17 protein-coding genes and 1 riboswitch are annotated in these 21822 nt (G+C 73.3%); of the genes, 7 read left to right on the top strand and 10 right to left on the bottom strand.

All coding sequences use genetic code 11. The annotated features are described in order from the left end of the window. Positions 1-30: 30 nt before the first annotated feature. The 4 genes from AC0666_RS17450 to AC0666_RS17465 are packed head-to-tail and all read left to right on the top strand — an operon-like array spanning position 31 to position 4208. A complete protein-coding gene (locus AC0666_RS17450; RefSeq protein ID WP_478707884.1) occupies positions 31-1545 on the top strand; it encodes an amino acid adenylation domain-containing protein in 1515 nt (504 codons plus the stop codon). After that, positions 1542-2585: a phosphotransferase gene (locus AC0666_RS17455; protein ID WP_478707885.1), complete on the top strand. Its 1044-nt coding sequence runs from the start codon at positions 1542-1544 to the stop codon at positions 2583-2585. The genes AC0666_RS17450 and AC0666_RS17455 overlap by 4 nt, the downstream gene beginning before the upstream one ends. Beyond that, positions 2582-3457 carry an alpha/beta fold hydrolase gene (locus AC0666_RS17460; RefSeq protein WP_468971301.1) on the top strand — a complete coding sequence of 292 codons (876 nt, stop codon included), beginning with the start codon at positions 2582-2584 and terminating at the stop codon, positions 3455-3457. Before AC0666_RS17455 ends, AC0666_RS17460 begins: the two co-directional genes overlap by 4 nt. Beyond that, positions 3447-4208, top strand: a complete 762-nt coding sequence (locus tag AC0666_RS17465; protein WP_478707886.1) for a nucleoside 2-deoxyribosyltransferase domain-containing protein — start codon at positions 3447-3449, stop codon at positions 4206-4208. The genes AC0666_RS17460 and AC0666_RS17465 overlap by 11 nt, the downstream gene beginning before the upstream one ends. Here the strand turns inward: AC0666_RS17465 and AC0666_RS17470 are convergent. The 5 genes from AC0666_RS17470 to AC0666_RS17490 form a co-directional block, all read right to left on the bottom strand. Then, the gene (locus AC0666_RS17470; protein ID WP_478707887.1) at positions 4184-4756 is read right to left on the bottom strand and encodes a GNAT family N-acetyltransferase; all 573 of its coding nucleotides are present in this window, start codon (positions 4754-4756) and stop codon (positions 4184-4186) included. The two genes, AC0666_RS17465 and AC0666_RS17470, sit on opposite strands and share 25 nt — an antisense overlap. Before the next feature lie 85 nt (positions 4757-4841). Further along, positions 4842-5492: a thymidine kinase gene (locus tag AC0666_RS17475; protein WP_468585218.1), complete on the bottom strand. Its 651-nt coding sequence runs from the start codon at positions 5490-5492 to the stop codon at positions 4842-4844. 65 nt (positions 5493-5557) lie between these two features. Further along, a complete protein-coding gene (locus AC0666_RS17480) occupies positions 5558-6760 on the bottom strand; it encodes an alkaline phosphatase family protein (protein ID WP_468971306.1) in 1203 nt (400 codons plus the stop codon). Further along, on the bottom strand, positions 6760-7356 hold the full coding sequence (locus tag AC0666_RS17485; RefSeq protein ID WP_356848460.1) for a DUF5998 family protein: 597 nt from the start codon (positions 7354-7356) through the stop codon (positions 6760-6762). Before AC0666_RS17485 ends, AC0666_RS17480 begins: the two co-directional genes overlap by 1 nt. Positions 7357-7397: 41 nt before the next feature. After that, entirely contained in the window at positions 7398-10250 is a 2853-nt protein-coding gene (locus tag AC0666_RS17490; RefSeq protein WP_478707888.1) for a bifunctional acetate--CoA ligase family protein/GNAT family N-acetyltransferase, read from the bottom strand. Positions 10251-10434: 184 nt separating this feature from the next. Here AC0666_RS17490 and AC0666_RS17495 point away from each other — a divergent pair, with 184 nt between their 5' ends. Next, the gene (locus AC0666_RS17495; RefSeq protein ID WP_048477591.1) at positions 10435-10716 is read left to right on the top strand and encodes an HPr family phosphocarrier protein; all 282 of its coding nucleotides are present in this window, start codon (positions 10435-10437) and stop codon (positions 10714-10716) included. Between the two features lie 286 nt (positions 10717-11002). Here AC0666_RS17495 and AC0666_RS17500 read toward each other — a convergent pair whose 3' ends face one another. From AC0666_RS17500 to AC0666_RS17515, 4 genes are all read right to left on the bottom strand, one after another. Continuing rightward, a complete protein-coding gene (locus AC0666_RS17500) occupies positions 11003-11668 on the bottom strand; it encodes a GntR family transcriptional regulator (protein ID WP_361714054.1) in 666 nt (221 codons plus the stop codon). A gap of 215 nt (positions 11669-11883) precedes the next feature. Then, positions 11884-12678 carry a M23 family metallopeptidase gene (locus AC0666_RS17505; RefSeq protein WP_468971311.1) on the bottom strand — a complete coding sequence of 265 codons (795 nt, stop codon included), beginning with the start codon at positions 12676-12678 and terminating at the stop codon, positions 11884-11886. Positions 12679-12691: 13 nt separating this feature from the next. Continuing rightward, positions 12692-12850, bottom strand: a riboswitch (cyclic di-AMP (ydaO/yuaA leader). Positions 12851-13034: 184 nt separating this feature from the next. Continuing rightward, positions 13035-14402: a M16 family metallopeptidase gene (locus AC0666_RS17510; RefSeq protein ID WP_468971433.1), complete on the bottom strand. Its 1368-nt coding sequence runs from the start codon at positions 14400-14402 to the stop codon at positions 13035-13037. 20 nt (positions 14403-14422) lie between these two features. Next, complete coding sequence (locus AC0666_RS17515; protein ID WP_468585222.1) at positions 14423-15784, bottom strand: M16 family metallopeptidase; 1362 nt, start codon at positions 15782-15784, stop codon at positions 14423-14425. A 226-nt stretch (positions 15785-16010) separates the two neighbouring features. On the opposite strand from AC0666_RS17515, the gene AC0666_RS17520 reads away from it, so the two are divergent. Further along, positions 16011-18464 carry a DNA gyrase/topoisomerase IV subunit A gene (locus tag AC0666_RS17520; protein WP_468971312.1) on the top strand — a complete coding sequence of 818 codons (2454 nt, stop codon included), beginning with the start codon at positions 16011-16013 and terminating at the stop codon, positions 18462-18464. Between the two features lie 100 nt (positions 18465-18564). Continuing rightward, positions 18565-20667: a restriction endonuclease gene (locus AC0666_RS17525; protein ID WP_478707889.1), complete on the top strand. Its 2103-nt coding sequence runs from the start codon at positions 18565-18567 to the stop codon at positions 20665-20667. Here the strand turns inward: AC0666_RS17525 and AC0666_RS17530 are convergent. Then, positions 20664-21815 carry a CobW family GTP-binding protein gene (locus AC0666_RS17530; protein WP_478707890.1) on the bottom strand — a complete coding sequence of 384 codons (1152 nt, stop codon included), beginning with the start codon at positions 21813-21815 and terminating at the stop codon, positions 20664-20666. The genes AC0666_RS17525 and AC0666_RS17530 overlap by 4 nt on opposite strands. Between the last annotated feature and the right edge of the window lie 7 nt (positions 21816-21822).

Below are 21822 nucleotides of genomic sequence, written 5' to 3' on the forward strand. Positions count from 1 at the left end.
CCATATTCCATCAGGACGAGGGAATTCACAATGCAGTCCTCCGGAATCCATTTCCTGGAACCGTTCTTCGAGACGGCGCGTACGGATCCGGCCCGCCCGGCCGTGGTCGACAACGGGCTCGTGGTCGGCTACGGCACCCTCGCCGCCTGGGTACGGGAGGTGGCCGGCGCCGTCTCGCCGCGGACGGAGCGGCCCCAGCCGCCGGTCGGGGTCGTCGTGCACCACTCGGCCCGGGACGTGGCGGCCCTCCTGGGCGTGCTCGCTGCGGGGCGCGCCTACGTGCCGCTGGAGGCAGGCCACCCCTCGGCCCGGCTGGAGTCCGTCCTGGCCCGGCTGGGGGTCCGCGAGGCCGTGGCGACCGCGGACACCGGCTGGCAGCCCGCGGTCGCGCGGACGGTCCGTCCCCGCTGGGCGCCCGCCGCGGAGCCGCCCCCTGCGGCCACCGTGCTGCACGGCTCGGTCGTGGGGCCCGAGGACCCGGCGTACGTGCTGTTCACCTCCGGTTCCACCGGCGAGCCCAAGGGAGTGGTGGTGCCACACCGGGCCCTCGCCGCCGTGGTGCCGGCGCTGCGCGACCTGTACGGCATCGGCCCGCACTCCGCGGTGCTGCACTTCCACGGCGCCGGCGGCGACACGAGCCTGGAGGAGATCCTCCCCACCCTGACCGGCGGCGCCACCCTCGTCGTCGACGACGCGGCGCGCGAGGGTTTCCCGCAGGTCGCCGAGGACCAGGAGGTCACCGTCGCGGTGCTGCCGACCGGCTTCTGGCACAGTCTGGCCGGTGACCTCCTGCAGCAGGGCACCGGCCTCCCCGCGTCCCTGCGTACGGTCGTGATCGGCGGGGAGGCGGTGCGGGCCGACATGCTGGAGCGCTGGCGGCGACTCGGCACCGAAGGGGTGCGGCTGCTCAACACGTACGGATCCACCGAGACGGCCCTGGTCACCCACGCCGTGCAGCTGGCCGGGCCGGGCGCACCCGAACTGCCGGAGTCCGGCGGCGACCTGCCCATCGGGCTGCCCCTGCCGCACGTGGGCCAGCGCGTGGCCGACACGGGCGAGCTGTACGTGTCGGGGCCAGGACTGGCCCTCGGCTACCACGCCGCGCCGGAGGAGACGGCGGCCAGGTTCACCGAACAGGGAGGGACCCGCTGGTACCGCACCGGGGACCTGGTCTCCATGGTGCCCGGAGGCGGCCTGGTGTTCCGGGGCCGCTCCGACCACCAGGTCAAGATCCGCGGTCACCGGGTGGACCTGGTGGACGTCGAGGCTCTCGTCGGGAGCTGCGAGGGGGTCCTGGAGGTGGCGGCCGCGCGGGTGGACCGGGCCGAGCACAGCACACTGGCCGCCTTCTTCGTACCGCTGCCCGACCACGACCCCGGCGAGGTGGCGACGGGCGTCCGCGCCCGGCTGGCCGGCACGGCGGCCCCGCACCTGGTGCCCAGCCTGCTGGTGCCGGTCGCGGAGCTGGAACGCACCCACACCGGGAAGGTGGACCGCAACGCCACCAGGGACCGGTACCTGGTCACGACGGGGGCGAACCGATGAGGGCCGCGGCGGGCGCCGCACGGGCCGCGGTACCCGGGGGGCCGTCGCAGGCGCCGTCGGGGGCGCCGTCGGGGGCGCCGACGGGGGCGCCGACGGGGGCGCCGGCGGGGGCGCCGCAACCCGCCGGGGAGTCCGGCCCGGCCGGCCTGGCCGCGTACGCCTCCCGCCGCCTGGGCGTGGTCCTCGACCCGGCGACCGCTCGCGCCGACGAGAGCGGGTGGGACTTCCGGGTCACACACATCCGGGCGGTGGACCGCACCTGGTGGATCCTGCGGCAGCCGCGCCGGCCGGAAGCCTCGGAGCAACTGGCCTTCGAGGGCGCGGTGCTGGCGGCCGTACGCAACCGGACGCCCGTGCCGGTACCCGACTGGCGCCTGCACACCCCGGACCTGGTCGCCTACCCCCGCCTGCCCGGTGAGGCGGCGGGCACCGAGGATCCCGACACCCTGGTCTACGGCTGGTCCCTGGACCCGCTGGCGCACCCCGGCCACTACCTGGAGCCCCTCGCCCGGGCGCTGGTCGCGGTGCACACGACCCCGCTGGACAGCCCCGCCCTCCCGGCGGGCCGGGGGCAGGCGGACCCTGGCGCCGTGCGCGCCCGGATCGCGGACCGGCTCACCCGGGCCCGCGCCGAACTCCCCCTGCCCGCCGCCGGGCTGCGGCGCTGGCGGGCTTGGCTGGACGACGACCGGCTGTGGCCCGGCCGGCTGACGCTCGTCCACGGCGACGTGCACCCCGGGCACACCCTGGTGGTGCGCCCGCGGTCCGGTCCGCCGGCTCTGTCGGGCCTGCTGGACTGGGCCAACGCCGATGTCGGCGATCCCGCGGCCGACTTCGTCGACATGCTGTACGCCGGCGGCACCGCCGTCCTCGACCGGCTCCTGGAGGCCTACCGGGCGGCGGGCGGCGAGGTGCGCGACGGCATGCGGGCACACATCCTGGCACGCGCCTCCTTCCTGTGGGTCCACGTGGCGCTGCGGGGTCTGGACACCGGCCGCCCCGCATGGGTGCAGACGGCACTGCGCAGGATGGCGCCGTGAGGGGCACGGGGCGGCGCCCTCAGGGGGCGGACGGCACGGAGGGCGCGGCGGGCTCCGCGCGTACGACGGGGCACACGCCCGGCGGGACGGCGTACGCCCTGCACGGGACCGGGAACCTGCCGGTGGTGCTGGTCGCGGGCGCGGGCGGCACCGGACGGATCTGGGAACACCACCAGGTGCCGGCACTGACCGCCGCCGGCCGGCGGGTGGTCACCTTCGACCACGGGCCTGCGCCGGCCACCGGGCCGGCCGACCTGGCCGCTCGTACGCGGGAGGTGCTGAGGGCCCTCGACCTGCCGCCCTGCCCGCTGGTCGGCCACTCCCTCGGCGCGCTCGCCGTCCAGGAGCTGCTCCTGACCGATGCGCACCGGGCGAGCGGGGCGCTGCTCGTGGCGACCCGTGGCCGGCCCGACGCGGTGGGGGAGGCCGTGGCCCGTGCGGAGGCCGCCTTCGCCGGGGCGGGCACCCGGCTGCCGGCGGAGTACGAGGCCTTCGTCCGGCTGGTGCAGCACCTCTCCCCCAGGACGCTGGCCGACGAGGGCGCGACCGCAGAATGGCTCGACTTGTTCGAATTCGCTGCGCTGACCGGCGGGTCGGCCGCGTACCAGCCGGGCCCCCCGGTCCGCGACCGGCTCGCGGACTACGGCCGGATCCCCGTGCCCGTCCTGGTGGTGGGGTTCGCCGACGACGTGCTGGCGCCCGCCCCGCTGGGCCGGGAGGTCGCCGCCGCGATCCCCGGCGCCCGCTACACGGAGCTGCCGGACACCGGCCACCTCGGGTTCCTGGAACGGCCCGGGGCGTTCAACACCGTCCTGCTGGACTTCCTCGCCGCCTTGGCCTCGACCGACCCAGGAGTGTCCCGTGTCCCCTGAGCCCCACTCCCCCGCCCCCGCCCCCGGAGAGGTCGAGGTCGTCCACGTCGGCCAGGAGCCGCCGGACTCCTGGGCGGCGGCCGTGTACCTGTGCGGCCCGACCCCGACCGACCCCGTCGAGCCGTCGTGGCGGCCGGCCGCCGTGGCGGCACTGCGGTCCGCGTGGTCCGGTGCCGGACGGCTGGTGGTGTTCCTGCCTGAACCGGCGCCCGGCGGCGGCTACCCGGCGTACGGGGACCAGATCGCATGGGAGGAGGACGCCATGCACCGGTCCGACGTGGTCCTGTTCTGGATCCCGCGCGACATGGCCCGGCTGCCGGGCCTGGTGTCCAACATCAAGTGGGGCGCGTGGTGCGATTCGGGCCGCGCCGTGCTCGGGGCGCCGCCGGAGGCCGAACGCATGGAGTACCTGCTCCACTTCGCCGCCGTCCTGGGGGTCCCGGTGGAGCGGACGCCGGCGGGCGCTGCCGAGGCCGCACTGCGGGCGGTCGGGCCGGGCTCCGTGCGCACCGCCGGCGAACGGGCGGTGCCGCTGACGGTGTGGCGGACCGGTCCGTTCCGCACGTGGTACGCCGCCTGCCGGGAGGCCGGGGACCGGCTGCTGGACGCGCGCGTGGAGTGGTACGCGCCGGCGGCGGCGCCCGACGGGGCCGCCGCCTGGCTGCTGACCGTCACCGTCGCGCCGGGCGACGGCTCCGAGCCCGCCGTGGGCCGGCTGCTGGCGGCTCAGGGACAGGGCATGCTCATGTAGAGCGCCTGCTCGCCCTCGGATGCGGTGCCCAGGTACAGGGCGGTGTCCAGGCCGCAGAGGGCGAAGCCCATCCTCCGGTAGGCGTGGATGGCCGGGGCGTTGACGTTGGTCACCTCCAGCCAGAGGTGCCCGGCGCCCCGCTCGCGGGCGAAGTCCACCGCGTGCCCCATCAGCGCCCTGCCGACGCCGCGGCCCCGGTGGCCGGGGGCGACCTCGATGTCCTCGATGGTCAGCCGCCGGTTCCACGCGGAGTAGGAGACGGCGGCGAAGCCGGCGAGGCCCCCGTCGGCGCCGACGGCGACGAAGGTGCGACTGTCGGCGTCGGCGTCCTCGCCGTCCGTCTCCCCGTCGTCGCCGTCCTCGTCCTCGGGGAACACCTTGACCAGCGGCGGGTCAACCGGAACCTCGCGGAGGGCGAAACCGTCGCCGGTCGCGACGACATCGAATACGGTGCTGGTGGTGAAGGACCCGTCAAGGGCCTGGATGGCCTCGGCGTCCTCGGGACGGGCGATGCGGAACTCGTACGTCGTGTCACTGAGCGCGGTCATGGCACGAGGCTATGACCGACGTGCCCGGGTCAGGGCGGGTTTCAGCCGCACGCGCCCGGCTGCCCGGCCCCGGCCGCACCGGGAATCAGCCGGAAGCCACCGGCAGCACGTCCGGCGACAGCGAACCCGCCCGCGACGCGGCACTCGTCATCCGCCGGCGGTGGTGTCGGCGGCAGAGGACCTCGTAGCCGATCTCCTCCGCCGGGCGGTTCACGTCACCCACCACGACCTGCGCGCCTTCGACCACCATCGCGCCGCCCACCGTACGGGCGTTGTGGGTGGCGCGGGCGCCGCACCAGCACAGGGCCTCGACCTGGAGCTGCTCGATCCGGTCGGCGAGCTCGATCAGGCGCTGGGAGCCGGGGAACAGCTTGGTGCGGAAGTCCGTGGTGATGCCGAAGGCGAAGACGTCCATGTCGAGGTCGTCGACGATGCGGGCCAGCTGGTCGATCTGCTCCGGGGCGAGGAACTGCGCCTCGTCCACGATCACGTAGTCCGCCTTGCCGCCCCTGGACAGCTGGTCCACGAGGTAGGCGTACAGGTCCATGCCCTCGCCGGCCTCGACCGCCTCCGTGACCAGGCCGAGGCGGGAGGACAGCTTGCCCTCGCCCGCACGGTCGTCACGGGTGAAGATCACGCCTTGCAGGCCCCGCGCCGACCGGTTGTGGCCGATCTGGAGCGCCAGCGTACTCTTCCCGCAATCCATCGTGCCGGAGAAAAAGACCAGTTCAGGCATGGAGGGAGCGGGACCTTTCGGGTCAGGGGGAGCAGGAGGGGAACGGCGGCCGGGAAGTCGGCGGGTCAGGTGCGGACTTCGAGCAGCGGGACCAGCTGCTCAGCCGCGGTCATCGAGCCGTGCATGCCGACGAGCGCCGACTCGTTGGGCTCGTTCACGGACGCGGTGATCGCCACGTCGGCGTGGGCCGCGGCGACCACGTCGCCGATCCGGCCGAGCACCCGCTCGTCGCACTCCCCCGGCGCACCGAACCAGCCCAGGTCCAGGGCCTCTTGCCGGCTCGCGACCCAGAACCGGTCGCCCAGTACCTCGCGCCACACCGTGAGGACGTCGGCCTCGGCGCCCGGTACGGCGTACACGTGCCGGGCCCGGCCCTCGCCGCCGAGCAGGGCCACGCCCGCGCCCAGCTCCCAGTCCTCGTCGAAGTCGATCCGGGAGTCCTCGTCGAACGGGACGTCCACCATCCCGTGGTCGGCGGTCACGTACAGCGCGGTGCGCGGCGGCAGTTGCTCGGCCAGCCGCTGGACCAGCCGGTCGACGTACATCAACTGGCCGCGCCAGGCGTCGGAGTTCACCCCGTGCCGGTGTCCGGCCCCGTCGAGCTCGCTGTAGTACGTGTACACCAGCGAGCGGTCGCCGGCCGCGAGCCGCTCGGCGGCGAGGTCCATCCGCTCTTCGCCGGTCATCCGGCCGAGGAAGGTGCCGCCGCTCAGTGCGATCTTGGTGAGCGGGGTGGTCTGGAAGGCGGGCGAGGACACCTGGGCGGTGGCCACACCGGCCGCGTCGGCCTGCTGGAAGACGGTCGGGTAGGGCTGCCAGGGCGCCGGCGGGGTCCACGGCTGCCAGCGGAGCTGGTTCATCAGCTCGCCGGTGGCCGGGTTGCGGACCGCGTAGCCGGGCAGGCCGTGCCGCGAGGGCGCGAGGCCGGTGCCGACCGAGGCCAGGGAGGTCGCGGTGGTCGCCGGGAACCCGGCGGTGAGCGGGCGGCCGGTGCCGCCGCGCGAACTGCCGAGCAGGGAGGTCAGGTACGGGGCCTCGTCCGGGTGGGCCTTGATCTGCTCCCAGCCCATGCCGTCGACGAGGAACACGCAGTTGCGGTCGGCCGGGGTCAGCTCGGCGATGGCGGCGCTGAACCCGGGGACGCCCTGACCGGCCACCAGCGTCGGCAGCAGATCGGCGAGCGAGCCGGCTCCGTACTCGGGCACCGGGGCGCCCGCGGGCTCCAGGAGCTCCGGCTCCTGCCAGTCCTGCGCTGCGGAGTAGGCCATCAGCGGGGGCCGGCGGCGGTTGCCGCCGTCGCCTCGGAGAGTGCCTGCGCGAAGAGGAGGGTCTGGCGGACCGCCTCCGGGCCGTCGCCGGCCTCGCTGACGCGCAGGCTGAGGTCGTCGGCGGTGGAGTTTCCGGTGTAGCCGTGGTCGGAGTCGCAGTTCGGGTCGCCGCAGGCGGCGGGCTCCAGGTCGATCCGGGAGACCGCGCCCCAGCCGATGGTCAGGACGACCTCGCGGGGCAGGGTGCCGGGGGTGTACGACTCGGGGTTGGCGACGACGCGGCTGAGCACCACCGAGGAGATGCTGGCGAGCTTGACCGACTCGGTGGAGGTGGTCGCGTACGGGGACGGGGACCCGGCGTCGGCGGCCTGCTCGTCGGTGTGGCTCACGATGAAGCGGTTGCCGGTCAGGACGAGGACCGTGACGTGCCGGCGGACCTCGTTCGAGTCGAAGGTCGTTTCCTGGTGGACCAGGTACGACGAGATCGGCTCGCCGCCCACCGCGGCCTCCACGGCCTCGGCCACGAGGGCCGGGTAGTAGCCGCTGCGCTCGATCGCCGTGCGCAGCCCCTGGGTCGTCGTACCGGATTTCGCCATGGGGTCCATCCTAAGGCCCTGGGCGGGCGCCCCGGCCGCCCTCAGTAGCTGGGGAGTATCCGGGGACCGAGGTCGGTGCGGGCAGGGGGGTGGGCGATGCGCACGGTGGCGCTGAGGACGGACAGCCCCTCGGTCGCGACGACGACCGGTTCCAAGGTCACGCCGACGACCTCCGGGTGATCGTCCACGAGCCGGGACAGGCGCAGGAGGAGCTCCTCCAGGGCCGGGGTGTCCACGGGCTCGCTCCCGCGCCAGCCGAAGAGGAGGGGAGCGGTCCGGATGGACCGGATCAGTCCGGCGACGTCCCGGTCGGTGGCCGGGACGAGCCGGTGTGCGGTGTCGCCGAGCAGCTCGGAGGCGACCCCGGCGAGCCCGAAGGAGAGGACGGCGCCCGCGGCGGGGTCGATGACGGACCGCACGACGGTGTCGACCCCGCGGGGCACCATGGCCTGGACGACGGGGAGCAGCTCGGCGGGCGTGCCGAGCAGGTCGGTCAGTTCGTCGTACGAGCGGCGCAGCTCCGCCTCGGTCGTCAGGTCCAGGCGTACGCCGCCCAGGTCCGCGCGGTGGCGCAGGTGCGGGGCGGTGGTCTTGAGCGCGACGGGGTAGCCGAGGGTCTCGGCGGCCCGCACCGCGGCGTCGGCGGTGGGAGCGGGCAGGGTGGGCAGCACGCGGATGCCGTACCGCGCGAGCAGCTCGGCGGCGTCGGCCTCGCCGAGGGTGAGGGCGCCGGGGTCGGCCCCGGTGCCGGTACCGGCACCGGCACCGGGGTCACCGCCCGGCCCGAGGTCGGCCAGCAGCCCGGCGAGCTGGGCCGCGGCTCCGGCCTCGTCGATGTCCTCGTACGCGGGCACCTGGCCGGCGTGGGCGTTGGCCTGCCGCCACTGCCCGTACCGCACCGCTTCGGCCACGGCCCGTACGGCCCGCTCGGCTGCCGGGTAGGCGGGCAGGCGCACCGCATCCGCCGCGCGGGGCCGGGGCGCCGCTTCGGACCGGGGGTCCCCGGTCCCGGGCACGGCCCCGGCCCCGGTCCCGGCTTCGTCCCCGGGCGGGGTGGCGGCGAAGCCTCCTGCCGGGGAGAGGGCGTCCGCGAGGTCGGCGAGTTCCACGTGGACCACCGCCACCGGCTTCCCGGGGTGCTCAGCCACCGCTTCACGCAGCGCACCGGCCAGGTCGTCCACCAGGGGGCGCTCGCTGACGGACGGGATCGCCGTGACGATGACCGCGTCGTTGGTGTCCGAGGCCAGCGCGGCGGCCAGGGCCGCCCGGAACTCGGCCGGACCGGCCGCCGTCGTCAGGTCCAGCGGGGTACCCGGCCGCAGCCCCTGCGTGAGGCAGGCGTCGTAGGTGAGGACGCCGAGCGACTCGGAGTTCCCGAGGATCGCCACGCGCGGCCCGGCCGGCAGCGGCTGCGAGGCCAGCAGCAGTCCGACGTCCACGAGCTCGGTCACCGTGTCGACCCGGATCACGCCCGCCTGCCGCAGCAGCGCCGAGACGGTGGTCTCCGCGAGCCTGGTCCCGGGCACCACGTGCCCCGCCGGGGTGTGGCGGCCCCCCTTGGCGACGACCACGGGCTTGACGGCCGCCGTCCGGCGGGCGAGCCGCGTGAACTTCCGCGGGTTGCCCAGGGTTTCGAGGTACATCAGCGCCACGTCCGTGGCCTCGTCGTCGTACCAGAACTGGAGGATGTCGTTGCCGGAGACGTCCGCCCGGTTGCCCGCCGAAACGAACGACGAGAGGCCCTCGCCGCGCCGGAGCAGCGCCGAGAGCAGCGAGATACCGATCGCCCCGGACTGGGTGAACAGCCCGATCCGGCCGCGCAGCGGCGCCGGGGCCGGGGCCAGCGAGGCGTTGAGCCCCACGTCCGGCGCGGTGTTGATCACACCAAAGGCGTTGGGGCCGATCAGCCGCATCCCGTACGAGCGCACCTGGCGCACCAGTTCGCGCTGCCGGTCGAGTCCGGCCGGGCCGCTCTCCCCGTATCCGGCGGACAGCACCACCAGCCCCTGCACCCCGTGCTCCCCGCAGGCCGCCACCGCCTCCGGGACCCGCTCGGCGGGCACGGCGATCACGGCGAGGTCGACCGGGGCGTCGACCTGGGCGAGGGCCCGGTAGGCCCGCACGCCCTCCAGCAGGTCGGTGGTGACGGCCTCGTTCACGGCGTAGAGGTGGCCGTGGAAGCCGCTGTCCCGGAGGTTGCGCAGCGCCGCCGCGCCCATGCCGCCGCCGGAGCGGCTGACTCCGATCACCGCCACCGAGCGGGGGGTCAGCAGCCGCTGCACCGAGCGGGCCTCGGCGCGCTGTTCGCGGGCCCGCTGGACGGCGAGGGACTCCTCGGTGGGTTCGAGGTCGAGGGTGAGGTGGACGGAGCCGTCCTCGAAGCTGCGCTTCTGCTGGTAGCCCGCATCCGTGAACACCTTGATCATCTTGGTGTTGGCGGGCAGCACCTCGGCGGCGAACCGGCGGATGCCCCGCTCCCGGGCCACCGCGCCGATGTGTTCGAGGAGCGCCGAGGCGACCCCGCGGCCCTGGTGGGCGTCCTGGACCAGGAACGCGACCTCGGCTTCGTCGGCGGGCAGGGAGGCGGGCCGGCCGTCGGGGCCGATGCGGTCGTAGCGGACGGTGCCGATGAACTCCTCGCCGACGGTCGCCGCGAGGCCGACCCGGTCCACGTAGTCGTGGTGCGTGAAGCGGTGCACGTCCCGGTCGGAGAGCCGCGGGTAGGGGGCGAAGAACCGGTAGTACTTCGACTCGTCCGAGACCTGCTCGTAGAAGCTGACCAACCGGGCGGCGTCCTCGGTGGTGATGGGCCTGATCCGGGCGGTGCCGCCGTCGCGCAGGACGACGTCGGCCTCCCAGTGGGCCGGGTACGAAGGATCCGACGCGGTGGTCATGCGGTGATCCTAAGGCCGGCGCCGGCCCAACTGCTCCTGCGCGGCGCATGAGGCAAGCCAGGATAAATCGGTGCAAGCTGGGGAGCATCGAACGGCGGACGAAAGGGGCCGAAGGTCGGTCGGAGCATTCGGGGCGTCGTGAGAGACTGGTCTAGACAACCGCTAGAACCTGAAGGGCATCACCATGGCAGAGCGCCGCGTCAACGTCGGCTGGGCCGAGGGCCTGCACGCTCGTCCCGCCTCGATCTTCGTCCGCGCGACGACCGCTTCCGGGGTCCCGGTGACCATCGCGAAGGCCGACGGGAACCCCGTCAACGCCGCGTCCATGCTCGCGGTGCTGGGCCTGGGCGCCCAGGGTGGCGAGGAGATCGTCCTCGCGTCCGACGCCGAGGGTGCCGAGGCGGCGCTGGACCGCCTCGCCAAGCTGGTCGCCGAGGGCCTTGAGGAGCTCCCGGAAACCGTCTGACCCCGGCCCCTTCGGGTTCGCGTCCGCGTGCGGCGAAGCCGCGGCCACCGGTGTGCGGTGGCCGCGGCTTCGTCCTGTTCCGCCCTCGGGGATTCCGCTTGCCCGGGTGGTGCGCAGGGGCGCCGCGCCGGCCGCCCGGCGAAAAGGCGTACGGACGCGGGCGCGCGCATTTCCGTCCCGCCCATAATCCGACCCGCTCATACGCATCCGCGGGATATGCGTCACCCGAATATCCGCAGCCCGCATATCCCTCGCCCGGATATCCGTCCTTTTTATCCGGGCTTTGTTAATGGGGGCCGCTCGCCATGTTTACGACAGGTTGCGAAGTCCTCACCCGCAGCCGGTGCGCCCCCGCCGCCCGGTCGGCGTGGACCGCCGTCAGCGCGCGGGCCCGTTCCGCGTCTCCGCGCGCGACCGCGTCGACGATCGCCCCGTGCTCCGCCCAGGACTCCACCGGCCGCGCCGGGGCCTGGACGGCGTACATCCAGGCGATCTTGTGCCGCATCTGGGTGAGCAGCGCGATCAGCCCGGGGCTGCCCGAGGCCTGGGCCAGCGTCTCGTGGAACCAGCCTCCGAGGGCCCGCAGGTCCTCCCCCTGGCCCCGCCTGGCCCGCTCCTGACCCAGCCGCACCAGACCGCGCAGCACCTTGAGATGAGCCTCCGTGCGACGGCGGGCCGCGCGGGCGGCCGCGAGCGGTTCCAGCAGCATCCGCACCTCCAGCAGGTCGGCGGCCTCCTGCTCGGTCGGCTCGGCGACGCACGCGCCGGCGTGCCGCCGGGTGGTGACGAAGCCCTCCGACTCCAGAGTGCGCAGCGCTTCGCGGACCGGGACGCGGGAGACCCCGTAGCGGCGGGCCAGGACCTCCTCGGTCAGTCTGCCGCCCGGCTCGAACACCCCGGAGACGATGTCGTCGCGGATCGCTGTGCATACCGCGTGCGCAGGAATACGCAAGACCGGACCTCCGCCTATTTCCGACTGCCGACGTCATTTTGGCGCGACCTTGTGGGCCGCAGTGCGACTCTATTGCAACACGCGATATTTTCCGAGCACGGACAGAAATTCCACGGATATTTATGGCCACAACGCGCAGACCCCGGCTCGGTGAGCCGGGGTCTGCGAAAGGATGTGGTGCGCGGCAGGCGGGCGTTGCAGGCCCGGCCCGTCCGTCAGACGTCGACGCCGTGCTGGCGCAGGTAGGCGACCGGGTCGATGTCCGAGCCGTACTTGGCGCCGGTACGGGCCTCGAAGTGCAGGTGCGGACCGCTGGAGTTGCCGGTGGAGCCCGACAGGCCGATCTGCTGGCCCGGGGTGACCTGCTCGCCGACGGAGACGCTCAGCGAGGACATGTGGCCGTACTGGGTGTACGTGCCGTCGTTGTGCTTGATGACGACGTTGTTGCCGTAGGCGCCGCCCCAGCCGGCCTCGACCACGGTGCCGAAGCCCACCGCGTGCACCGAGGTGCCGGAGGCCGCGTGGAAGTCGATGCCGGTGTGGCTGCCGGAGGACCACATGCCGCCACCCGCGTGGTACTGGGTGCTGACGTACGACTCGTCGAGCGGGGAGACGAAGGTGTTGAGGCGCTTGCGCTCCTCCTCGCGGGCCGCACGCTCCGCGGCCTCGCGCTCCGCCTTGGCCTTCTCCTCGGCCTTCTGCTTGGCCTCGGCGGCGCGGGCCTTGGCGTCGGCCTCGGCCTTCGCCTTGGCGGCGGCGGCATCGGCCGCGTTCTGCTGCGCCTCGGCCTGGGCCTCGATCTCGCCCGCGAGGTCCTCGGCGGTGACCACGGCGTTCAGGCCGGTGTCCTCCATCGAGGGGGCCTTGTCCGAGGCGGCGAACGCCGGTCCGGCCAGGGAGCCCACGACACCGGTGGTGGCGAGGGCGGCGATGCCGGCGTAACCGGCGGTCTTGCGGCTCAGACGGCTGGAACCACGGTGCTTACCGGCGGCACGACTGCCAAACGCCATGAAGGGGCTGATCCTTTCCTTCCTTCTCGCCTACCGGGTTAGCTGACGGGTTCGGAGCAGGAAGGTCTCCTACGGGCCCCCTCTGGCGAGGCGGTCCGATTCACCCCAGGGACGCTTGTGGGTCCCCGGCTCCCCAGGCTCGCGCCTGACGGGGACTCGGCGATCGCTGCCCGGTGCCGCGGGTGCGGCGCGTACAACTGACGGACAGCACGCCCGACGCTAGGCGGATCATCAGTCAATCGCCAAACAGACGCGCTCTTTTGTTGCGTACGCCACAGCCCATACGAGCCCGCTCTCCGCCAAACAGACAAAAAGGGCTCCGGCGGACAAGCCCGCCGGAGCCCTGGACGTATCGGTCAGTTGCCGACGACGGTCACCTCGCCGATCCCGAGGGCGCGCACCGGCTCCTCGATCTGCGCCGCATCACCGACCAGCACCGTGACCAGGCGGTCCACCGGGAAGGCCGCCAGGACCGCCGAAGTCGCCTCCACCGTGCCGGTTTCGGCCAGCTGGGCGTACAACTGCGCCTGGTAGTCGTCCGGAAGCTCCTGCTCGACCTGGTCGGCCAGGGTGCCCGCGACGGCCGCCGCCGTCTCGAACTTCAGCGGGGCCACCCCCACCAAGTTCTGTACGGCCACGTCCCGTTCGGCGTCGGTGAGGCCGCCCTCGGCGAGGGTGCGCAGCACCTTCCAGAGGTCGTCCAGCGCCGGGCCGGTGTTGGGCGTGTCCACCGAGCCGCTGATGGCGAGCATCGAGGCGCCCTTGCCGTCGGCGGTGGAGCGCAACACCTGGCCGAAGGCGCGCACGCCGTAGGTGTAGCCCTTCTCCTCGCGCAGCACCTTGTCCAGGCGCGAGGTGAGGGTGCCGCCCAGGCAGTACGTGCCGAGCACCTGCGCCGCCCAGACCCGGTCGTGGCGGTCCGGCCCGATCCGGCCGATGAGCAGCTGCGTCTGGACCGCGCCGGGCCGGTCCACGATGATCACGCGGCCGGTGTCGTCGGCGGTAACCGGGGGCACCGGGTGCGGGGCCGCGGTGTTGCCGGTCCAGGCGCCCAGCGTGTCGGCGAGGACGGCGTCCAGGTCGATTCCGGTCAGGTCGCCGACGACCACCGCGGTGGCGGTGGCGGGGCGTACGTGGGCCTCGTAGAAGGCGCGTACGGCCGCGGAGTCGATCCGCGCGACCGTCTCCTCGGTGCCCTGGCGGGGCCGCGACATCCGCAGGGAGGCCGGGAAGAGCTGCCGGGACAGCTCCTTGGCGGCGCGGCGCTGCGGGTTGGCCAGCTCGTGCGGGATCTCGTCGAGCCGGTTGCGCACCAGCCGGTCGACCTCGCTGTCGGCGAAAGCCGGCGCGCGCAGGGCATCGGCGAGCAGCCCGAGCGCCTTCGGCAGCCGGGAGGCCGGGACCTCCAGCGAGAGGCGCAGGCCGGGGTGGTCGGCATGGGCGTCGAGCGTGGCGCCGCAGCGCTCCAGCTCGGCCGCGAACTCCTCGGCGGAGTGCTTGTCGGTGCCCTCGGACAGCGCGCGGGCCATGATGGTCGCCACCCCGTCCAGGCCCTGCGGCTCGGCGTCCAGCGGGGCGGCGAGGTTGACCTCGACCGCGATCACCTTCTGGCCGGGCCGGTGGCAGCGCAGCACCGTCAGGCCGCTCGGCAGCGCGCCGCGCTCGGGGGCCGGGAAGGCCCACGGCTTGGGCTGCCCGGCCTGCGGCTGCGGGTGGAAGGTCATCGTGACGGCTGCGGTGTCGCTCACTGCTCCGCCCCCTCGTTCTCGGTCTCGGTCTCGGTCGCCGCGGAGCCGCCGGCCGCATCGGCCGCGAGCGGCTCGTACACCAGCACCGCGCGGTTGTCGGGGCGCAGTCGGGCCGCGGCCACGGCCTGCACCTCCTCGGGGGTGATGTCGAGGACGCGCTGGACGGCGGTCAGGGCGAGCTGCGGGTCGCCGAACAGCACCGCGAAGCGGCACAGTTCGTCGGCGCGGCCGGCCACAGTGCTCAGCCGGTCCAGCCACTCCCGCTCCAGCTGCGCCTGGGCGCGCTCCATCTCCTCGGCCGTCGGGCCCTCGGCGGCGAACCGCGCGAGCTCCTCGTCGACGGCCGCCTCGATGGCGGGCACCTCGACCCCGCTGGAGGTCTTCACGTCCAGCCAGCCCAGCGAGGGGGCGCCGGCGAGCCGCAGCATGCCGAACCCCGCCGCCACGGCGCTCTGGTCGCGGCGTACCAGGCGGTTGTGCAGCCGGGAGGACTCCCCGCCGCCGAGGATGGTCAGCGCGACGTCCGCGGCGTCGCACTCGCGGGTGCCGTCGTGCGGGAGCCGGTAGGCGGCCATCAGCGCGCGGGCCGGGACCTCCTCGGTGATTTCCTCCCGCAGCTCGCGGCCCATGATCTCCGGCAGCGTGCCGTCGCGCGGCGGCTGCTTGCCGTCGTGGCCGGGGATGGTGCCGAAGTACTTCTCGATCCAGGCGAGCGTCTGCTGGGGGTCGATGTCGCCGACCACCGACAGCACCGCGTTGTTGGGCGCGTAGTACGTACGGAAGAAGGTGCGGGCGTCCTCCAGGGACGCCGCGTCCAGGTCGGCCATCGAGCCGATCGGCGTGTGGTGGTACGGGTGGCCCTCGGGGTAGGCGAGGGCGGTCAGCTTCTCGAAGGCCGTTCCGTACGGGACGTTGTCGTACCGCTGGCGGCGCTCGTTCTTGACCACGTCGCGCTGGTTCTCCATGGACTCGTCGTCCAGGGCGGCCAGCAGCGAGCCCATGCGGTCCGCCTCCAGCCAGAGCGCGAGCTCCAGCTGGTGGGCCGGCATGGTCTCGAAGTAGTTGGTGCGCTCGAAGCTGGTCGTGCCGTTCAGGGAACCGCCGGCCCCCTGGATCAGCTCGAAGTGCCCGTTGCCCGGTACGCTCGCCGAGCCCTGGAACATCAGATGCTCGAAGAGGTGAGCCAGACCGGTCCGCCCCTTGACTTCGTGGCGCGAGCCGACGTCGTACCAGAGGCAGACTGCGGCGACCGGGGTCAGGTGATCCTCGGAGAGCACCACGCGCAGGCCGTTGGCCAGCCGGTGCTCGGTCGCTGTCAGGCCGCCGGAGCCGGCCTGGGCGGTGGCCGTGTGACCCATGGGCATGTGGTCCCTTCGATCGCGATGCAGAGATTTCTGTCAGACCTGCCACTGTATGCAAGCGCGTCGGCGGCCGGAGAAGTTCCCGGGGCACTCCCCCGGACTCCGTCCTGGGTGAGCCCCGGGGTCGGAGTGGGCGTTGTCCGTGCCTCGGGCCACAATGGTCCGCGTCAACCCCTGTCACACACCCGTACACCGTCATTCTTGGTTAAGGAGCCGCGCAGCGATGGCCCGCCGCAGCACGAAGACCCCGCCGCCGGAGGAGTTCGAGGAGAAGATCCTCGACATCGACGTCGTCGACGAAATGCAGGGCTCCTTCCTTGAGTACGCGTACTCGGTGATCTACTCCCGGGCCCTGCCCGACGCCCGGGACGGCATGAAGCCGGTACACCGCCGCATCGTGTACCAGATGAACGAGATGGGCCTGCGTCCCGACCGCGGGTACGTGAAGTGCGCCCGCGTCGTCGGCGAGGTGATGGGCAAGCTGCACCCGCACGGCGACGCGTCGATCTACGACGCCCTCGTGCGCATGGCCCAGCCCTTCTCCATGCGGCTCCCGCTGGTCGACGGGCACGGCAACTTCGGCTCGCTCGGCAACGACGACCCGCCGGCCGCCATGCGCTACACCGAGTGCAAAATGGCGGACGCCACGTCACTGATGACGGAGTCGATCGACGAGGACACCGTCGACTTCGCCGCCAACTACGACGGCCAGGAGCGGGAGCCCGTCGCGCTGCCCGCGGCCTACCCGAACCTGCTGGTCAACGGCGCGTCCGGAATCGCGGTCGGCATGGCCACCAACATGCCCCCGCACAATCTGGGCGAGGTCATCGCGGCCGCCCGGCACCTGATCCGCTACCCGCACGCGGACCTGGAAGCGCTGATGCGCTTCGTGCCGGGCCCCGACCTGCCCACCGGCGGCCGGATCGTGGGCCTCTCGGGGATCAAGGACGCCTACGAGAACGGCCGCGGCACCTTCAAGATCCGCGCGACGGTCACCGTGGAGAACGTGACCGCGCGCCGCAAGGGCCTCGTCGTCACGGAACTGCCCTTCACGGTCGGTCCCGAGAAGGTCATCGCGAAGATCAAGGACCTGGTCGGCTCGAAGAAGCTCCAGGGCATCGCCGACGTCAAGGACCTGACCGACCGCTCGCACGGCCTGCGCCTGGTCATCGAGATCAAGAACGGCTTCCACCCGGAGGCCGTGCTGGAGCAGCTCTACAAGCTGACGCCGATGGAGGAGTCCTTCGGCATCAACAACGTGGCGCTGGTCGACGGCCAGCCGCTGACGCTCGGCCTCAAGGAGCTGCTGGAGGTCTACCTCGACCACCGCTTCGAGGTCGTGCGCCGGCGCAGCGAGTTCCGGCGCGGCAAGCGGCGCGACCGGCTGCACCTGGTCGAGGGGCTGCTGGTGGCCCTGCTCGACATCGACGAGGTCATCCGGATCATCCGCGACAGCGACAACTCGGCGCAGGCGAAGGAGCGGCTCATCGAGCACTTCTCGCTCAGCGAGATCCAGACCCAGTACATCCTGGACACCCCGCTGCGCCGGCTCACCCGCTTCGACCGGATCGAGCTGGAGTCCGAGCGGGACCGGCTGACCGGCGAGATCGACGAGCTGACCGGGATCCTGGAGTCCGACACGGAGCTGCGCAAGCTGGTCTCCACGGAACTGGCGGCCGTCGCCAAGAAGTTCGGCACCGAGCGGCGTACAGTCCTGCTGGAGTCGGCGGGCACGACGGTCGGGGCGGTGCCGCTGGAGGTCGCGGACGACCCGTGCCGGGTGCTGCTGTCCTCGACGGGCCTGCTGGCGCGCACGGTGACGGGCGAACCGCTGCCCGAGGAGGACGGGCCCCGCGCCAAGCACGACCTGATCGTCTCGCAGGTGGCGGCGACCGCCCGGGCCGATGTCGGTGTGGTCACCTCGTACGGGCGGCTGCTGCGGCTGCCCGTGATCGACCTGCCGCAGCTGCCGGACACCCACAGCGCTCCGAACCTGGCGGGAGGGGCCCCCGTCTCGGAGTTCCTCTCCGGGCTGGAGGCGGACGAGAAGGTGGTCTGCCTGACCTCGCTCGACGAGTCCTCCCAGGGCCTGGCACTGGGCACCGAGCAGGGGGTGGTCAAGCGGGTCGTGCCGGACTACCCGGCGAACAAGGACGAGCTGGAGGTCATCACCCTCAAGGAGGGCGACCGGATCGTCGGCGCGGTCGAGCTGCGCACCGGTGAGGAGGACCTCGTCTTCATCACGGACGACGCCCAGCTGCTGCGCTACCCGGCGGCCCAGGTGCGCCCGCAGGGCCGCCCGGCCGGTGGTATGGCGGGCATCAAGCTCTCCGAGAACGCCAAGGTGATCCACTTCTCGGCGGTGGACCCGGCCCGGGACGCACTGGTGTTCACGGTGGCGGGCTCGCACGGGACGCTGGACGATTCGATGCTCTCCGGCAAGCTCACCCCGTTCGACCAGTACCCGCGCAAGGGCCGGGCCACCGGCGGCGTGCGCTGCCAGCGCTTCCTGAAGGGCGAGGACCTGCTGGTGCTGGCCTGGACGGGCAACGCGCCGGTCCGCGCGGCATCGGCGAACGGAAGCCCGGCCGAACTGCCGGCCGTGGACCCGCGCCGCGACGGCTCGGGGGCCGCGCTGCCCGCATCCGTCGCCGCTCTGGCGGGGGGCGCGCTGTAGGACGTACGACGGCGTTCGGGTGGTGCGACCCGCGGGACGTACAACCCGAATGCCGACTAGTGTTTTGCCCCTCGGTGTTGGTGGGGGGAGTACACAGCTGATGAGTCGTCGGTCGGGCGGATTGATCGGGGACTGGGCCGAGGCCCAGCGCCGGCAGCAGCAGACCCTGCTGATCCAGCAGCGGGAGGCCGAGCGCCGGCAGCGGGCCTACCAGCGGGACGCGGCCCGCAGCCACCGGCAGCACCGCGAGGCCGAGGCCCGGCGGCGCACGGAACAGCTCGATGCCGAGGTCGCGGCCCTGCAGGGGCTGTTGGTCGCGGGCTGCCGGGCACCGGCGTTCCGTATGACCTCCCTGATCCGGCCGGAGCAGCTGGAGCCGTTCAACCCCGGGGCTCTGGCCCAGCCGGTGCCGCTGCCCCGCATCGAGCAGTTCCAGCAGCAGAGCAGCGGCTGGACCCTCGGCTCGAACCACCGGGCCCAGGCGGAGCGGGAAGCCCACGCGCGGTACACCGAGGCCTGGCACGCCGCGAACGCCGCGGAGGCGCAGCGGCAGCAGCAACTGGAGGCGTACCGCCGACAGTACGACCGGTGGGCAGCCGAGCAGCTCGCCGGGATACGGGCGCACAACAGCGGGCTCACCGAGCTGGCCGCCGCCCTGCGCGCGGGCGATGCCGAGGCGGCGGTGGAGTACTTCTCGGCGGCCCTGTACGCCTCGACGGCCTGGCCCGAGGCGCTGCCGAGGCAGGTGGCGGCCGCGTACGATCCGGCGGCGCGCCAGCTGGTGCTCGACTGGGAGCTACCCGGGTTCGCGGTGGTGCCGGAGGCCAGGTCGGTGCAGTACCTGCCGAGCACGGACCAGGACAAGGTGAGACCCCGCCCGGTCACAGAGCGGCGGGCACTGTACCGGGACCTGCTGGCGCAGTGCATGCTGCTCGTGGTGCGCGAGCTGTACGCGGCGGACGAGTTCGGCGTGCTGGACTCGGTCGTGGTCAACGGCTTCGTGGACTGCCACGATCCGGTGACCGGGCAGGAGGCGCAGTTCGTGCTCGCCACCGTCCCGGCGGCGCGCACGGCTTTCGCCGGCCTGCGGCTGGAGCAGGTCAGCGCGGTGGACTGCCTGGTGGAGGGTTTGCGCGGACAGCTGTCGGCGCGGCCCGACCAACTGACCGCCGTACGTCCCGGGCGCCGGCCGGGCGAGGTCGGCGGCGTCGTCAGCCATGGCGGGCACGCCGGCGGCGATGAGGACGAGCCCGACCTCTTCGAGATGGACCCGATCGCCTTCGAGAACCTGGTGGCGGAGCTCTTCCGGGCGATGGGCATGGAGGCGGTGACCACGCAGCGGTCGGGTGACGGCGGGGTGGACGTGGAGGCGCTGGACCCCGCTCCGATCCGGGGCGGGCGGATCGTGGTGCAGGTCAAGCGCTACCGGAGCACGGTGCCGCCGACGGCCGTGCGCGATCTGTACGGCACGGTCCAGGACAAGGGGGCCAACAAGGGCGTGCTGGTCACCACGGCGTCCTTCGGACCGGGGTCGTACACCTTTGCCAACGGCAAGCCGCTGGAGTTGGTTCCCGGGGCCGATCTCGTGGAACTGCTGCACCGGTACGGACTGCGCGGCCGGCTGGGCGGCGGCACGGAGGCGGCCCGCAGGACCCCCGCGGCCTCTTCGGCCTCGGCTTCGGCCTCGGCTTCGGCCTCGGCTTCGGCTTCGGCTTCGGCGGAGCACAACGTGCTGGGCATGTCCTGGTCGGGGGCGGTGGCGCTGGACGTGTGCGCGCTCGTCTGCGAGGGCGGGCGGGTGCTGAGCGAGGACCACTTCGTCTTCTACAACAACCCGCGGACCCCCGACGGTTCGGTCCGGACCCGCCCGCACACCGCACCCGACAAGGCAGCACTGGAGGTCGCCTTCGACGCCCTGCCGCAGCCCGCCGACCGGCTCGTCCTCGTCGCCGCCATCGACCCGGAGGCCGATCCGCACGCCGACCTGGCGGGCTTCACCGACGCCGGCATCCGCCTCCTGTCGGCCTCGGGTGAGGAACTCGGCCGTCTGGACGTCTCCGACGGCCGCGCCGGCGAAACCGCCCTGGTCCTCGGCTCCTTCCGTCGCCGCTCCAACGGAGACTGGGATTTCGTGATCGGCGGCAAGGGCTACCGCGGCGGGCTGGAGGACCTCCTGCGCGAGTACGGCGTCGAGGTCGCCTAGAACTCCGCCGGATCCCCGACGTCCATGAGGTCCTCGGGGTCGGCGACCGCGTCGGCCCGGTCCTCGGCGCCGTCCTCCGGCTCCGGCGGCCGGGCGACGTAGCGCAGGATGCCCCACATGCTCTCGGGCGGGGCGTGCTGCGGCGCCGGTTCGCGGCAGGCTTCCAGCTCACGCAGGAGCGCGGGGCCGTCGGTGCCGGAGCCGATCAGGACCAGTCGGCTCCGGCGGGGTTCGCCTCCGGCCCAGGGGCCGGGGGCGAAGCGGAGGAAGCGGCCGACCGCGTGGACCTCGTAGCGCTCCTCGTGGCCGGGTACGCCGAAGTAGACGAAGCCCTTGACCCGGTACAGCCCGGCCGGGCGGCTGTCCAGGAAGTCGATGAACCGGCGCGGGCTCAAGGCCTGCTCCGAGTGGAACTCCGTGCTCTCGTACGCCGTGTGGACGTGGTCCGTGTGGTCCTCCTCGTCCGCGGCTTGCGACAGGAGGTCCTCGAAGGACAGCTGGCCCCGGGTCTCGGTCCACGGGCGCCGGTCGAAGAGCAGTTCCGGGTCGATCCTGCCGTGATCGGCGGTGACGAGAGGCACGCCGGGGCACAGAGCGGCCAGCTCGGCTTGGATACGGGCCCGCTCGGCCGCGTCCACCCGGTCGGTCTTGTTCAGGACCACCAGGTCGGCCACGGCGAGGTGGCGGTCCGTCTCGGGGTGTTTCGCCCGGGTGGCGTCGAATTCCGCCGCGTCCACGACCTCCACCAGCCCGCCGTACCGGATCGCGGGGTTCTCGCTGGCGACCAGCATCCGGATCAGTTCCTGGGGCTCGGCCAGGCCGCTGGCCTCGATGATGATCACATCGATGCGGTGGACGGGCGCGGAGAGCTTCTCCAGGTAGGCGTCGAGCTCGCTGCCGTCGACCGCGCAGCACAGGCAGCCGCCGCCCAGCGAGACCATCGAGTCGCCGACCTGTCCGGCCACCGACATCGCATCGACCTCGATCGACCCGAAGTCATTGACGACGACACCGATCCGGGTGCCTCCGCGGTTGCCGAGGAGGTGGTTGAGCAGGGTCGTCTTGCCGGATCCCAGGAAACCGGCAAGGACGACGACGGGAATGGGCTGGGCGGACGGGACGCTCGGGACGGGCTGCCTGCTGTTCACCCCGCCG

Source organism: Streptomyces sp. NPDC043680 (assembly GCF_056436685.1).